The following is a 14,704-nucleotide window of genomic DNA, read 5'->3' as shown; positions in this document are numbered from 1 at the left end:
CATGCTCCTCATGCCTCGCTGCTCGTGCCGGTGTCCGCCAGTCCCTCGGCGGCCAGGATGTCCGCCAGGACCTTGTCCTCGATGAGCGCCGCCAGCTCGGAGACGGTCCGGGCGGTCATGACCTCCCGCGGCGACAGGGAGATCCCGAACGCCCTGCGGACGCTTGCCATCACGCCCAGGCTCCGGATGGAGTCCCCGCCCAGGCCGATGAAGTCGTCGTGCGGGCCGACCTGCGCCACCCCCAGGACGTCCGACCAGATGCCCGCCAGGGCCTGCTCGGTGGGCGTCAGCAGCTCCTGCGGCTCCGGTGCTGCGGGCTCGGTGGACCGTTCCGCGGGTCGGCCGAGCGCCGCCCGGTCGACCTTGCCGTTGGGGGTGAGGGGCAGCGCCGGGACGAAGGCGAAGCCCGCCGGGACCATGTGCTCGGGCAGCAGCCCGGCCAGGAAGCGGCGCAGCTCGGCCGCGTCCGGCGCGTCCGGGCCGCCGGTGGTCACCACGTGCCCGCCGAGCACCCCGTCGGCGACCGTGGCAGCGGCCGCGGCGACGCCCGGGTGGCGGGTCAACGCACTCTCCACCTCACCGAGTTCGATCCGGAAGCCACGCACCTTCACCTGGTCGTCGACCCTGCCCAGGTACTCGATCACGCCGTCGGCGCGGCGCCGGGCCAGGTCGCCGGTGCGGTAGAGCCGTCCGCCGGGCGCACCGAACGGGGCGGCGACGAACCGCTCGGCGGTCAGCGCCGGACGGCCCCGGTAACCGCGGGCCAGGCCGTCGCCGCCGAGGTACAGCTCGCCGGTGACGCCGTCGGGCACCGGGCGCAGCGTGCCGTCGAGCAGGTAGGCCTGGGTGTTGCGGATCGGCCGGCCGATCGGGACGGCGCCCGGGGCGAGCGGCTGCCCGGGCTCGGCCCGGTACACGATGCAGCCCACGGTCGCCTCGGTCGGCCCGTACTCGTTGATCACCGCGCTGCCGGGGTGCCGGGCCCGCCAGCCGGCGAGGGTCTCGCCGGGCAACTGCTCGCCGCCGACCACCAGGTCGGCCGAGCCGGCCGCCACGTCGGGCAGGCGCTCCAGCAGCGGGAGGTGGCTGGGCGTCGCCTTGACGAAGCCCACCGCGGTGCCGGCGGCGGCCAGTTCGGCGAGCGCGTCCGGCTCCAGCGGGGACACCACGACCGTGCCGCCCAGGGTGAGCGGGGTCCACAGCGCGGTGACGGTGAGGTCGAAGGCGATCGAGGAGTGCAGCAGCGCCGAGGTGCGCAGGCCCGGGTACGCGTCGGCGGCGTGGGCCAGGTAGTGCGCCAGCGAGGCGTGCTCGACGACCACGCCCTTGGGGGTGCCGGTCGAACCGGAGGTGTAGAGCACGTACGCGGTGTCCGCCGGGGCGGGTCGGACGACCCCGGTGTGGTCGTACGGGCCGGCCAGGCCCGCCAGGTCCACCAGGTCGACCGGGCAGCCGGCCGGCGCCTCGCCGTCCAAGGCCGCTGCGCCCTCGGCGTCCGCCAGCAGCCGCACCGGACCGCACTCGGCGAGCAGGGCGCCGAGCCGCCGGGCCGGGTGCTGGAGGTCCAGCGGCACGTACCCGGCGCCGGCCTTCCACACCGCGAGTAGGGTCACCACCAGCAGCGCGGAGGGCCGCATGGCGACGGCCACCACGTCCTCGGTGCCGACCCCGGCGGCGCGCAGACGGGCGGCCAGCGCGTCGGAGCGCGCGGCCAGGTCGGCGTAGTCGAGGCGGCCGTCGGGGCCGGTCAGCGCGAGCGCCGCGGGAGTGCGCCGGGCCTGGGCGGCGATCCGCTCGGGCACGGTGGTGCGGTCCACGGCGACCGCGGTGTCGTCGTGGCCGGTCAGGTGCCGCCGCAGTTCGTCCTCGGTCAGCCAGGGCAGGTCCACCAGCCGGGTCGGCGCGTCCCGCTCCGGCTCGGCCATGCCGCCCAGCAGCAGACCGAGCCGGTCGGCGAAGGTCCGCACCGTCCGCTCGTCGAACAGGGCGGGGTCGTAGGCGAACGAGAAGGTCAGCCGCTCGGTCGGGTAGACGCCCACCGTCACCGGATAGTTGGTGGTCTCGGCGTCGGCGCTCACGTCGCGCAGGGCGAGGCCGCCGACGGTGAGCGCGGCGTCGTCCACCGGGTAGTTCTCGAAGACCAGCACGCTGTCGAAGAGCCTGGCCGGGGCGGCGATCCCGCTGCGGGCCTGGATCGCGGTGAGCGGCAGGTGCTCGTGCACGCGGGCCCGCACCTGCTCCTGCTGGAGCTCGCGCAGCCAGGGCCCGAGCTCGGCCTGCGGGTCCGCGAGGGCGCGGACCGGCAGGGTGCCGATGAACAGCCCGACCATGTCCGGCGCGCCGTCGAGGTCGTTGGGGCGGCCGGAGACGGTCGCGCCGAAGCAGACGTCGCCCTGCCCGGACAGCCGGGACAGCAGCAGCGCCCAGGCGCCCTGGACCACCGTGTTCACGGTGACCTGCCGGTCCCGCGCGGCCCGGTAGACCCGGGCGGACAGCTCGGCCGGCAGTTCCACCCGCAGCCGCGCGGAGGACTTGACCCGGTGCTCGCCGGTCGGCCTGCGGTCGAAGGGCAGCGGGGTGGCGGTGGTCAGGCTCGCCAGCCGCTCGGTGAAGTACCGCTGCGCCTCGTCGGTGTCCCGGGCGAGCTGCCAGGCCACGTAGTCGCGGAACGGCGGCCGCTCGACGGCGGCGGACGGCCGGCCGGCGCGCAGCGCCGCGTACTCGGCGAACAGGTCGGAGAGCACCTGGTAGAGGCTCCAGCCGTCCAGCAGCGCGTGGTGGAAGGTCCACAGCAGGTGGAGCGAGCCGCTGTCCAGCCGGGCCGCGGTGAGCCGGGTGAGCGGGCCGCCGGCCAGGTCCGCGCCGAGCGCGCGGTCGGCGGCGAAGAGCCGCTCCAGCGCCTCGGCCCGCCCGGCCTCGTCCAGTCCGCTCCAGTCCAGCACGGTCAGCGGGGTGGGGACGGTCCGCAGCACCCGCTGGACGAACCCGCCGGCCCCGGCGTCGGCGACCGTGGTGCGCAGCACCGGGGTTCGGTCGACGGTGCTGCGCCAGGCGCGTTCCAGCAGGTCGACGCGGTCCACGCCGTCCAGCACGAAGGCGAACTGGGCGAAGTAGGCGTCCTGACCGCCGGTCTCGGCGGCGGCCTCCAACGAGTGGAAGAGCATGCCGGCCTGCATCGCGGTGAGCGGATAGAGGTCCGCCACCGCTCGACCGTCACCGGCCAGCCGGTCCACCGCGGCCTGGTCCAGCCGCAGCAGCGGGAAGTCCGAGGGGGTCCGGCCGCCGGCTCCGGGTTCGCCCGCGTGCGCGGCCAGCGCGCGCAGCGCATCGGCGGTGGCCTCGGCGAGGCGCCGTACGGTGGCCTCCTCGTGCACCTGGTCGGAGTACTGCCAGAGCAGTTCCAGGGCGCCGCCGTCGCCGAGGACGGCGATGACGTCGAGCAGGTGGGGACGGACCGACTCCGGGGACTGCCGCAGCCACATCCGCGGCCGGGTGCCCGCCTCGAACGGGCCGCCCTCGGGCAGTTCCTCGAAGCGGCCGAGGTAGTTGAAGCTCACCTCGGGCGCGCGGTCGCGCTCGGTGCGGTGGGTGGCCGCATCGCGCAGCGCGCCGTGGCCGAGGCCGCCGCCGGGGACGTCCCGCAGCCGCTGCTTCACGGACTTGAGGACGGCCGGCCAGCCGGCGGCCGGGTCGGGCAGGTCGAGGGCGACGGGGTACACGGCGGTGAACCAGCCGACGGTGCGGGACAGGTCGGTGCCGTCCCGCTCGGCCCGGCCGTGGCCCTCCAGGTCCACCAGCACCTTCGGCAGGCCGGTCCAGGCGGCCAGCGCGGTGCCGAGCGCGCTCAGCAGGACGTCGTCCGGGCCGCCCCGGTAGCGGGCCGGGAGCTCCCGGAGCACCGCGTCCGTCTCGGCGGCGGTCAGCCGGACGGTCAGCGTGCGGGTCGAAGCCGCGGTGTTGGCACCTGCCCGGTCGCGCGGCAGCCGGGGCGTCGCCCCGTCCGGCACGCCGTCCCAGTACGCCCGGTCGGGCTCGAACTCGCCGGCGGCGGTGCGGGCTTCGAGGTCGAGCGCCCAGGCCCGGAACGAGGTGGTCTTGGCGCCGAGCCGCACCTCCCGGCCGACCGCGGCCTGTCGGTAGGCGTCGGCGAGGTCCTCCAGCAGGATGCGCCAGGAGACGCCGTCGACCACCAGGTGGTGGGCCGCCAGCACCAGCACGTCCGGCCGCTCGGTGCCGCCGCGCAGCAGGGTGGCGCCGAACAGCGGGCCCTCGGCGAGGTCGAACTCCTCGGCCCGCTCGGCCACGTCGTCGATCCGGCGGTCCTGCTCGTCGACCGGCAGGCCGGCCAGGTCGACGACGTGCAGCAGGGGGCCGACCTGGCCGGGCGCGTGGTGGCCGACGGTCCCGGTGAAGCGCAGCCGCAGCGCGTCGTGCTGCGCGAACAGGGCGCGCAGCGCCCGCTCCAGGGCCGACTGGTCGACTCCGGGGGCCAGTTCGACCCGGACGGTCTGGTCGAAGTGCCCGGGCCGGGCCGGGTCGGTGCCGTGGAACCAGCGCTGGATCGGGGTGAGCGGCAGCTCGCCCTCGACCGGGCCCTGTTCGGCGGCGGGCGCCTCGTCCCGGGCCCAGACCGCCACGGCGGCCAGCGCGGCGACGCTCTGATGCCGCATCACGTCGCCGGAGCGCAGGGAGAGCCCCTCGGCGCGGGCCCGGGCGGCGACCCGCATGGTGAGGATGGAGTCCCCGCCCAGCTCGAAGAAGTTGTCCTCGACACCGACCCGTTCCACGCCGAGCAGCCGGGCCCAGGTCTGCGCGAGCAGCCGCTCCTTCTCGTCGCGCGGCGCCAGGTAGGCCCGCCCGGCGTCGGCCTCGGGCAGCGGCAGGGCAGCCCGGTCGAGCTTCCCCGCGGCGTTCAGCGGCAGCGCCGGCAGCGTGACGAAGGCGGACGGCACCATGTACGAGGGCAGGTGCTCCGCCAGTGCGGCGCGCACCCCGGCGGTGTCCGCGCCCTGCTCGGCGTCCCGGGGCACCAGGTAGCCGACCAGGCGCTTGGAGCCCGCGCCGTCCGGCAGGGCCAGGACGGCGGCGTCGGCCAGCTCCGGCAGCCGCAGCAGGGCGGCGACGATCTCGCCGGGCTCGATCCGGAAGCCGCGCACCTTGACCTGGTCGTCGGCCCGGCCGAGGAACTCCAGCACGCCCTCGGGCAGCATCCGGGCCAGGTCGCCGGTGCGGTAGAGCCGCTCGGCCGGGTCGAAGACCGCGGGGCCGAACCGCTCGGCGGTCAGCTCGGGCCGGCCGAGGTAGCCGATCGCCAGGCCGTCGCCGGCCAGGTACAGCTCGCCGGGCACGCCGTCCGCCACCGGCCGTCCGTCCTGGTCCAGCAGGTGGACCCGGGTGTTGGCCAGCGGGCGGCCGATCGGCACCGAGGCCCGCTCCAGGTCCCGCTCGGTGATCCGGTGGGTGGTGGCGAACACCATGGACTCCACCGGTCCGTAGCCGTTGACCAGGCGCAGCCCGGGGTGGCGGCGCAGCACCCGGCCGACGTGCTCGACCGAGACGGCCTCACCGCCGGTCAGCACCTGGCGGAGCGTCCCGAAGATGCCCGGGTACTCCTCGGCCATCACGTTGAACAGGCTGGAGGACAGCCACAGGGTGGTGACGCCGTGCCGCTCGACGAGCTCGGCGATCGCCTCCGGCTCGGGCGTGGGGGCCGGCTGGAGGACGCAGCGGGCGCCGTGCAGCAGCGCGCCGAACAGCTCCAGGGAGAACGCGTCCCAGGAGATCGGCGCCGTCTGCAGGACCACCTCGTCCGGCCCGAACCGGGCGTAGTCGGTGCCGACGAAGGTGCGCACGGTGGCGCGGTGGGCCGCCAGCACGCCCTTGGGCCGACCGGTGGAGCCGGAGGTGAACATCACCGTCGCCGGGTCCTCGGCGCTGCCCGGGACGGCCGGGTCAAAGCCGTCCTCGGCGTCGGTGGCCGGGTCGGTGAGCGACAGCAGGACCGGGTCGCCCGCGGCGGGCCAGGCTGCCCGGACGGTCGCCTCGGCGTCGGCCCCGACGAGCGCGACCGGCGCGGCCAGGTCCTCGATCATCAGCCGCAGCCGCTCGACCGGCAGGCCGGTGTCGAGCAGCGCGTAGGCGCCGCCGGCCTTGAGCACCGCCAGCAGCCCGACGACCATCCCGGGCGAGCGCCGGGCGCAGACCGGGACGAGCGTGCCGCGCCCGACCCCGGCGGCCGCCAGTCGGCGGGCCAGCCGGTTGGCCCGGGCGTTGAGCTCGCCGTAGCGGACGACGGTCTCCTCGTGCACCAGGGCGACGGCATCCGGGCGGAGCCGGGCGACGTGCTCGAACAGCTCGTGGACCCGGGCCCCGCGCGGGTAGGTGGTCCCGGTGTCGTGCCAGTCGGCCCGGGCCCGCCGGGCCCCGGCGTCCTGCGCGCCGACCAGGGCGAGCTCCCCGGCGGGCGTGTCGGCGCCAGCGACGGCCGACCGGAGCAGGCCGAGCAGGTGGTCCGCCAGCCGGGCGACCGTGGCGGCGGTGAACAGGTCGGTGCTGTACTCGATGCCCGCGCCGAGCGTGTCGCCGTGGTTCCAGAACTCGAAGAGCAGGTCGAACCGCGAGGAGGAGCGCGGGAGTTCGGCCTCGGCCAGGTGGAGCCCGGCGGCCGCCGCCCCGGGGCGCAGCAGCGGCTCCTGGTAGGTGACGGCGGTCTGCACCAGCGGCATCCGGCCCGGTTCGCGGACCGGACGCAGCGCCTCGACCAGCCGGTCGAACGGCACCTCGCCGTGCTCGACCGCAACCAGGGTGGACTCCCGTACGGCGTCGACGAGTTCGCCGAACGGCCGGGCGGGGTCGAGCGCGGTGCGCAGCGGCACCAGGTTGGCGAAGAAGCCCTGGGTGTCGTCGTCCACGCCGTCGCGGCGGCCGGCGGTGGCGATGCCGAGGGCGAAGTCGCGCTGGCCGCTGTGCCGGGCCAGCAGGACGTGCACGGCGGCGGTCAGCGTCATGAAGACGGTGGCCCGACGGGCCCGGGACAGGGCGCGCAGCCCGGCGGCCAGCTCGGCCGGGACGCGGAACCGGTGCAGGGCGCCGGCGCCGGTGCGGGCCGCCGAGCGCGGCCGGTCAGCGGGCAGGTCGAGCGGCGGCAGGTCGGCGAGCCGCTCGCGCCAGTACGCGATGTCGGCGTCCCAGGCGCCGGCCCGGGCCCGGTCGCGCTGGTCGGCGGCGTGGCGGGCGAACTGGTCGGGCGCCGGCGCCACCGGGCCGAGCGGCCCGCGCACGGCCCGGCCGTAGAGCTCGAAGAGCTCCCGGAGCAGGGCGCGGGTGGACCAGCCGTCGGTGACGATGTGGTGCTGGTCCAGCACCAGCACGTGCCGCTGCCCGGGCAGATGGATCAGCAGGGTGCGCAGCAGCGGCCCGGCCACCAGGTCGAACGGACGGGCCGTCGCCTCGGCGAGCAGTCGCTCGTGCTCGTCCGCCGCCTTCCCGGCCGACAGCGCGGTGAGGTCGACCACGTCGAGCGCGGGCTCGCCGGGCTCGTGCACCACCTGCACGCCGCCGTGCTCGCCGGCCCGGAAGGTGGTGCGGAGCACCTCGTGCCGGGCGAGCACCGCGCCCAAGGCGGCGCGCAGCGCCTCGTCGTCCAGTTCGCCGGTCAGCTCGATGCCGACCGCGGCGCCGTACCCGGCCAGGGCCGGGGCGGCATCGTGGAGGAACCAGAGGCTCTCCTGGGCGAAGGACATCGGCACGGTGCCGCCGTGACCACCCGGCGCGCCGTCGCGCGCGACGGCCCGGACCGGGGCGGGGGTGTGCCCGGCCGGTCCGACCAGGGCGGGGGTGTGCCCGGCCGGTCCGACCAGGGCGGCGACCGCGCCCGCGGTCGGCGCGGCGAACAGCTCGCGCAGACTCGGCGCGGTGCCGAACTCCGCCTTCAGCCGGGCCAGGACGCGGGCGCCCAGCAGCGAGTCGCCGCCGAGGTCGAAGAAGTCGTCGGTGGTCCCGACACCGGTGGTGCCGAGGGCCTCCTCCCAGATCCGGACCACGGCCTCCTCGACCGGGCCGTCCGCCGGCACGTGGGCGACCCCGCGGCCGGTCCGGTCCGGCGCGGGCAGCTTGGCGCGGTCCACCTTTCCGGAGGGGTTGAGCGGGAAGTGCCCGACCGGGACCACCGCGGAGGGCAGCAGGTGCTCGGGCAGGGTGCGGCGCAGGTGTGCGGCGAGCTCGGCCCGGGTGGGCGCGGCCAGGCCCGCCTCCGCGCGAACGTGGACGACCAGTCGGCGGTGGCCGCGCTCGTCCTCGGGTGCTCCGGCGACGGCCTCGGCGACGGCCGGGTGGGTCAGCACGGCGGCCTCGACCTCGCCCAGCTCGACCCGGAAGCCCCGGATCTTGACCTGGTCGTCGGTCCGGCCGCGGTAGCGCAGCACGCCGTCCGCGGTCCACTCGGCGAGGTCGCCGGTGCGGTAGAGGCGGCCGCCGGCCGGTCCGTACGGGTCGGCGACGAAGCGCTCGGCGGTCAGACCGGGGCGGCCCAGGTAGCCGAGCGCCAGCCCGTCTCCGGCCACGTACAGCTCGCCGACGGCGCCGGGGGCGACCGGCCGCAGCCGCTCGTCGAGAACGTGCACCCGAGTGCCGGTCACCGGGCGTCCGATGTCGGGGGCGGTGCCGTCCCCGGGGATCGGGTCGCTCATGGTGGCGCAGACGGTGGACTCGGTCGGCCCGTACCCGTTGACCATCAGCCGGCCGGGCGCCCAGCGGGCCGCGACCGCGGCGGAGCAGGCCTCGCCGGCCGTGACGACGGTGACGCCGGCCGGGACCGCCCCGTCCGGCAGGGTGGCGAGCACCGCCGGCGGCAGGGTGACGTGGGTGATCCGCAGTTCGGCCAGCAGGTCGCCGAAGGCCGGACCGGGTACCAGCCGCGCGGCGTCGGCCAGGACCAGCGTGCCGCCGGTGAGCAGCGCCATGGAGAGTTCGAACACCGAGGCGTCGAAACTGGGGCTGGCGAACTGCAGCACCCGGGAACCGGGGCCGGCCGCCAGCTGGGCGACGTGTTGGGCGGTGAGGGCGGCGAGGCCGTGGTGGGGCACGGCCACGCCCTTGGGGCGCCCGGTGGACCCGGAGGTGTAGATGACGTACGCGGCGTCCAGTGGGTGTCCCGGCCCGACCTTCCCGGCCGCGGCCGGGTCGGTGTCCGGGCAGCCCGCCAGCGCCTCGGCGACGGCCGGGTCGGCGAGGTCCAGCACGGCCGGCGGGCCGTCGGCGGCCCGGACCGAACCGGCGCCGTTGGTGAGCAGCAGCCGCGGCGAGGCGTCGGCGAGGACGTAGGCGACCCGTTCGGCCGGGTAGGCCGGATCGACCGGCAGGTAGGCGGCACCGGCCTTGGTGGTGGCGATGGCCGCCAGCACGAGATCCGCGCCGCGGGCCATGCCGAGCGCCACGATGCTGCCGGGGCCGACGCCCCGGTCGATCAGCAGGTGTGCCAGCCGGTTGGTCCGGCTGTCCAGCTCGGCGTACGAGAGGGTGCCGGCCCCGGACACCAGGGCGGGCGCCCTCGGGGCCCGCTCGACCTGCCGGCGCAGCAGCTCGGGCAGGGTGCCGGCGGCGGGCGCCGGCGGTCCCGCGTGCCACCCTGCCGCCTCCGCCGACGCCGGGTCGGTGCCAGTGATGAGCCGTGCGTCCGGGGAAGCCGCCTCGTGCGACATGGTTGTGTCTCCTGCCCTTCGGTCTGCTCTGCCCGTTCAGCCGGCCGTCCGGTCCGACGACGGCTTCGGACTCCCGCGGGTCGCGGGAGTCCGGAACACGCTGGTTACTGCCGTGTACCGCCGCTCACCACCGGGCCGCCAGGCGCCCGCCGACCTGCATGCGGTCGATCCGCCCGGTGTCCGGGTCCCGGTGGAAGCGGCCGGTGTAACCGGTCCGCTCGGTGGTCAGCTCGACGACCGAGAACGCCAGGTCCGACCGGACGGCGAGCCGGGCGAACGGTCGGCCTCCCTGGTCGAGCCGCAGGCCGTCCGGGTCACGGACCAGGCGGTACTCGGTGGCGCCGTTGCGGTAGGTCCCCGCGCAGTCGGCGAGGAGGTGCTCGGGGGCCGGCGGCGCGTCGCCGCGCAGCCGGGTGAACGGGTGACTGCCGACCTCGATCCCGGCCTCGCCCAGTTCGGCCAGCAGGTCGTCCCAGAGCGCGAGTCCGGTGCCCGCGTTGGTGGTCAGCGCGACGACCGTGCCCTCCTGCGGGTCGACCCGCAGGTGGCAGGAGGTGCCGTCGCCGGTGCCGTCGTGACCGACCCAGGTCCGGCCGTCCGGGGCCAGGTGGTGCGCGAGGCCGAGGCCCCAGGCGTCGGCCAGGCCGAACGCGTCGGTGTTCGGCTCGATCCGGCGCATCGCCTCGGTGACCCGGGGCGGCGGCAGCAGCGGCCCGCGCGGGCGCACCGGTTCGTCCGCGAGCAGGGTGCCGAACCGCAGCAGGTCCGCGGCGGCGAGCGCGAGCGCGCCGGCCGGCGCCTCCACCGACGGCAGCAGCTGGGCCACCGGGCGGGCGGTACCGTACGCCGGCTGCACGGCGTGCCCGGGGACGTGCCCGGCGGCGGCGCCCGAACCGGTGACGAAGGCCGCTCGAATGCCGAGCGGACGCAGCAGGACCGAGGTGACGGCCTCCTCCCACGGCATGCCGAGGGCCAGTTCGGCGACTCGGCCGGCCGCCACCAGCCCGACGTTGGAGTAGGAGAAGGCCGTGCCCGGCGGGCAGACCACGGTCGCCGCGGCCTCCCTGAGGTACTGGTCGCGGTCGGCCGGCGGTTGCTCGGCGGGGTGACTCCCGGGCAGTCCGCCGGTGTGGGTGAGCAGGTGCCGCAGCGTCAGTTCGCTTCCGAGCGCCCCGGGCAGCGCCGCGAACTCGCGGAACTGCTCGCCGAGCGGGGCGTCCTGGTCCACCTCGCCCTCACCCGCCAGGGTCGTCAGCAGCGCGGCGGTGAACGGCTTGGTGAGCGAGCCGACCGGGAACCGGGACTCCGCGACGACCGGCCGGCCGCTGTCGTGGCGCTCCTCCCCGGCCACCACCACCGAGGTCACGCCCCGGTGCAGGATGGCGAGTTGGGCTCCGGGGACGGTGTGCCGGCGGATCAGTCGATGCAGCAGCCGGCCGAGCCCGCCGGCGCTGGCCGGGTCGACGCTCCTGGTGGGGGTTGCCGAGGTGGTCGTCATGGTGTCGGGGTCACTCCAACTCGAAGACGACGGAGGCGGCGGGCGACTCGATCCGCTGCTCGCCGGCCAGCTTCCAGCCGGTCTCCTCGAAGACCCCGTACCACTCGTCCAGGGTGGGCACGTACACCCCCATCAGGTCGTGGGCGGACTCGAAGCCGAGGTTGAACAGCGGGATCCCGCGGTCCGGGTAGCCGACCGTGCGGGTGGTGTCGCCCAGCAGGAAGCGGCGCACGTTGGGGAACCGCTCGCGCAGGGTGCGCATCGACTTGACGGCGTTCTCGCGGGGCCAGAAGTCGTGGCCCATCATGAAGCAGGTGAGCAGCTCGACCTCCGCGAAGACGGGGTGCGGGGCCAGGTCGCGGGCGTCCGCCTGGAGAGCGGTGATGCGGTCGGACAGGCCGGCCCTGGCCACCTCACGGGTGGTCATCTCGACGGCCGGGAGGCCGATGTCGAGGCCGAGCCCGCGGGTGCCGGGGTAGCGGTTGGCGAGCTGGATGAGCCGCTCGCCGCTGCCGCAGCCGAGGTCGGCGGCGACCTTGAAGTCGAACGGCAGCCGATCCATCGCGGCCCAGAACGCCGGGTCGAACGAGAACGAGGACAGCTCGCGGCAGGCGTAGCCGATGGCCGCGCCGTCGCGGTGGTGGAAGGAGCCGACCCGGTTCTCTTTTCGGAGCACCGAGGGCATTTCGGTATAAAGACCGGAGCAGCCCCGGCTGAGCCAGTGGAAGTACGACCGGTAGGTGTTCACCTCGTCGAAGATCGGGCCGGGGCTGACGGTGCCGCCATCGCGGGTGACGACCCCGACCGAGGCGAGCGCCTGGAACATCCCGCGGGACGCGACCGGGTCCAGCCCGAGCTTTTCCGCCAGTTCCTCCGCATCCAGAGAGGCGGCGCCGTCCAGTTCGTCGAGCGCGCCCACCTCCCAGGCTGCGGCAATTGCCCAGGATGCCACCGCCGAGTTGTAGATGTCGGCCGATGTCAGTTTTGCCCCGGGTATCGCCACTTCAGTGATCGACATGGATGCCTCCTGTTCGGTTTCCGGCAGGTGCCATCAGTTTCGATCGAAACCAACAGCAGGCTCCAGCTCCTTAAGCAGGGCACGATAACCGCAGGTCAGCGCGACATACCGGCCCGCCGCAGGCATTCGGCGAAGCGAAGCCGAAGGGTCCGTTTTCTGATTTAAGGCCTGGCTTAACGAGCTTGTCAGCACGCCGAACCGATTCCCAGCATGAGCGGTGCCAGTACCAGCCCCACCAGTTCAGGGAGAGACGAATGGGCAACCCGTTCGAGAACGCCGACGGCACCTTCCGGGTTTTGGTCAACCAGGCGAACCAGCACAGCCTCTGGCCGGATTTCCTCGACGTTCCAGACGGTTGGTCGTCGACGTACGGACCCGACTCCAGGGAGGAATGTCTGAATTACGTCGAGAGCAACTGGAACGACCTCCGCCCACGCTCCATCGCGTCCTGACCGGAAATCCCCAGGGCGCACCGACGCGAAAGAAAGGAAAGCGGTGTCCACGCTGCGGTTGCACGATGAAGAGCGCGACGAGATCGCGGTTCTCGCCGATGAATTCCTGGAGTCGCTGAACGGCGACCAGGACCCCTCGCGGATGTCCGCGGCCGCCACCGGCGCCGCCCAGCGGCTGCCCGAGCGGCTGCGGACCTTCCTCGCCGCGACGCGGACCGGCGGGGAGGCCATCACCGTGGTCTCCAACCTGCCGGTCCGGGCCGATCTGGAGCCCACCCCGCTCGGCTGGGAGCCGGCCGCCAAGCTCGGCGCGGGCTGGCACGAGGAGGGCGTGCTGGCCCTGGTCGGCGCCGGACTCGCCGAGCCGTTCGGCTGGACCAGCCAGCAGGCCGGCCGGCTGGTCCACGACGTCTGCCCCACCCCCGAGGACGACAACTCGCTGACCAGCGCCAGCAGCACCAGGGAGCTCAACTTCCACACCGAGGACGTCTTCCACCCCTGCCGCAGCGACTACGTGGCCCTGCTGTGCCTGCGCAACCCCACCCAGGTGGGCACCACCTACGTCCGCGCCGAGGCGCTCGACCTGCCTCAGGACGTCCGCGAGGTGCTGTTCCAGGAGCGCTTCCTGTTCCTCCCGGACGACTCCCACAACCTCGGCTCGCTGCCCGACAGCGCCGGCGACGGCTCGCAGCTCGGCGCCGTGCTGTTCGGCCCCCCGAACACCCCCTACCTGCGCTTCGACATCGACTTCATGCGCCCGCTGCCCGGCGACGACGCGGCCGCCGAAGCCGTGGAGACCGTCCAGGCCGTCCTCGGCGAGCACGTGGAGCGGATCTCGCTCGCCCCCGGCGACCTGGTCTTCGTCGACAACTTCCGGGTGGTGCACGGCCGGGAGTCCTTCCGCTGCCGCTTCGACGGCACCGACCGCTGGCTCAAGCGGGTCAATCTCACCCGCGACGCCCGGCGAATCAGCGCCGTCACCGGAAAGCGGACCGTGCTGATCTGAGGCCGGAGCCGGCGGCCCGCGACAACCGCTTCCGAACACCCCTTCCCCGCCCGCCCGGCACGGCCTTCATCGGCCCGTGCCGGGCGGGCGCTCTTTCCCCGAGGAATTCGTATAGTGAACCCCCGGTCCACCCGAGTCCGTTCACCCGTGCCGCCCCGGCCGAAAGAACGAGAGCACGTCCTCGGCCAAAGGGACGAGGCGCCCCGCCGATCTCTCCCGAAAGGCGGATGTTGCCGCCCCGGCCCCGCCGGGAGCATGACGGGTATGAAAATGTCGACCGCCAAGCTGGCCTGGGTGGCCCCGATCTCCGCGCTGGCCATCGCACTCACGGGCTGCGGTGTGAGCGACGACCTGGACGCCCAACCCCGCAACGATTCCAAGGACTTCGGCTTCCAGGGCACGCACCTCACCGTGGACACCGACAAGGATGTGACCCTGGTGCCCGCCGACGGCACCACCCTCAGGGCCGACCGCAGGCTCGCCGGCCAGGCCGCGAAGGACGGCAACGCCGCCTGGACGCTGGAGGGCGAGACCCTCAAGCTGTCCGGCAAGTGCAGCGGCATCGTCCTCAACTGCAAGGCCCAGTACACCGTGCACGTCCCCAAGGGCGTGGCCGTGACCGTCCAGGGCAGCGGATCGGCCGGCGTCACCGCCAAGGGCGTCGACGGCAAGCTCGACGTGAAGACCGAGCAGGGCTCGGTGGACCTCGACGGCCTCGCCGCGCCGCTCACCGTCCGCACCGACAAGGGCAAGGTCGACGCGAGCGGCCTCTCCTCCACCGACGTGGACGTCGCCAACGAGAACGGCAGCGTGAAGCTGACCTTCGTCAAGGCGCCCGACAGGGTCAAGGCCGAGTCCGACACCGGCAGCATCACCGTGCGGGTCCCCGAGGACGGCACCCGCTACCACGTCGAGGCCAAGGCCGGCTCGTCCAACCCCCACGTGGAGGTCGGCGAGGACCCGAACTCCGCCCACGCCATCACCGTCGCCTCCAAGGTCGGCGTCGTCCGCGTCAACACGAAAGACTGAGCG

At 74.8% G+C, this 14,704-nt stretch carries 6 protein-coding genes; 3 read left to right on the top strand and 3 right to left on the bottom strand.

Annotation, left to right across the window (positions count from 1 at the left end):
* Window positions 1-8: 8 nt before the first annotated feature.
* The 3 genes from ACFVHI_RS04635 to ACFVHI_RS04625 all read right to left on the bottom strand — a co-directional run bounded on the left by ACFVHI_RS04635 (window position 9) and on the right by ACFVHI_RS04625 (window position 12,214).
* On the bottom strand, window positions 9-9,698 hold the full coding sequence (locus ACFVHI_RS04635) for an amino acid adenylation domain-containing protein (RefSeq protein ID WP_380335697.1): 9,690 nt from the start codon (window positions 9,696-9,698) through the stop codon (window positions 9-11).
* 124 nt (window positions 9,699-9,822) lie between these two features.
* Window positions 9,823-11,196: a serine hydrolase domain-containing protein gene (locus ACFVHI_RS04630; protein ID WP_380335694.1), complete on the bottom strand. Its 1,374-nt coding sequence runs from the start codon at window positions 11,194-11,196 to the stop codon at window positions 9,823-9,825.
* Window positions 11,197-11,206: 10 nt separating this feature from the next.
* Window positions 11,207-12,214: a cyclopropane-fatty-acyl-phospholipid synthase family protein gene (locus ACFVHI_RS04625; protein WP_063348712.1), complete on the bottom strand. Its 1,008-nt coding sequence runs from the start codon at window positions 12,212-12,214 to the stop codon at window positions 11,207-11,209.
* 254 nt (window positions 12,215-12,468) lie between these two features.
* Between ACFVHI_RS04625 and ACFVHI_RS04620 the strand changes: the two genes are divergently transcribed.
* From ACFVHI_RS04620 to ACFVHI_RS04610, 3 genes are all read left to right on the top strand, one after another.
* Window positions 12,469-12,666, top strand: a complete 198-nt coding sequence (locus tag ACFVHI_RS04620) for an MbtH family protein (protein WP_063348711.1) — start codon at window positions 12,469-12,471, stop codon at window positions 12,664-12,666.
* A gap of 43 nt (window positions 12,667-12,709) precedes the next feature.
* Window positions 12,710-13,672 (top strand): TauD/TfdA family dioxygenase, encoded by a 963-nt coding sequence (locus ACFVHI_RS04615; protein WP_244293424.1) that lies wholly within the window; start codon window positions 12,710-12,712, stop codon window positions 13,670-13,672.
* 264 nt (window positions 13,673-13,936) lie between these two features.
* On the top strand, window positions 13,937-14,701 hold the full coding sequence (locus ACFVHI_RS04610) for a DUF4097 family beta strand repeat-containing protein (RefSeq protein WP_159398483.1): 765 nt from the start codon (window positions 13,937-13,939) through the stop codon (window positions 14,699-14,701).
* The last annotated feature ends 3 nt before the right edge of the window (window positions 14,702-14,704 follow it).

Source organism: Kitasatospora sp. NPDC127121 (assembly GCF_042677305.1).
GTDB lineage: Bacteria > Actinomycetota > Actinomycetes > Streptomycetales > Streptomycetaceae > Kitasatospora.
This window is presented reverse-complemented; position numbering and strand designations above follow the sequence as displayed.

Coding starts and splice junctions, on each gene's coding strand:
- ACFVHI_RS04635 (WP_380335697.1), bottom strand. CDS start 9,698: ATGTCGCACGAGGCGGCTTCCCCGGACGCACGGCTCATCACTGGCACC.
- ACFVHI_RS04630 (WP_380335694.1), bottom strand. CDS start 11,196: ATGACGACCACCTCGGCAACCCCCACCAGGAGCGTCGACCCGGCCAGC.
- ACFVHI_RS04625 (WP_063348712.1), bottom strand. CDS start 12,214: ATGTCGATCACTGAAGTGGCGATACCCGGGGCAAAACTGACATCGGCC.
- ACFVHI_RS04620 (WP_063348711.1), top strand. CDS start 12,469: ATGGGCAACCCGTTCGAGAACGCCGACGGCACCTTCCGGGTTTTGGTC.
- ACFVHI_RS04610 (WP_159398483.1), top strand. CDS start 13,937: ATGAAAATGTCGACCGCCAAGCTGGCCTGGGTGGCCCCGATCTCCGCG.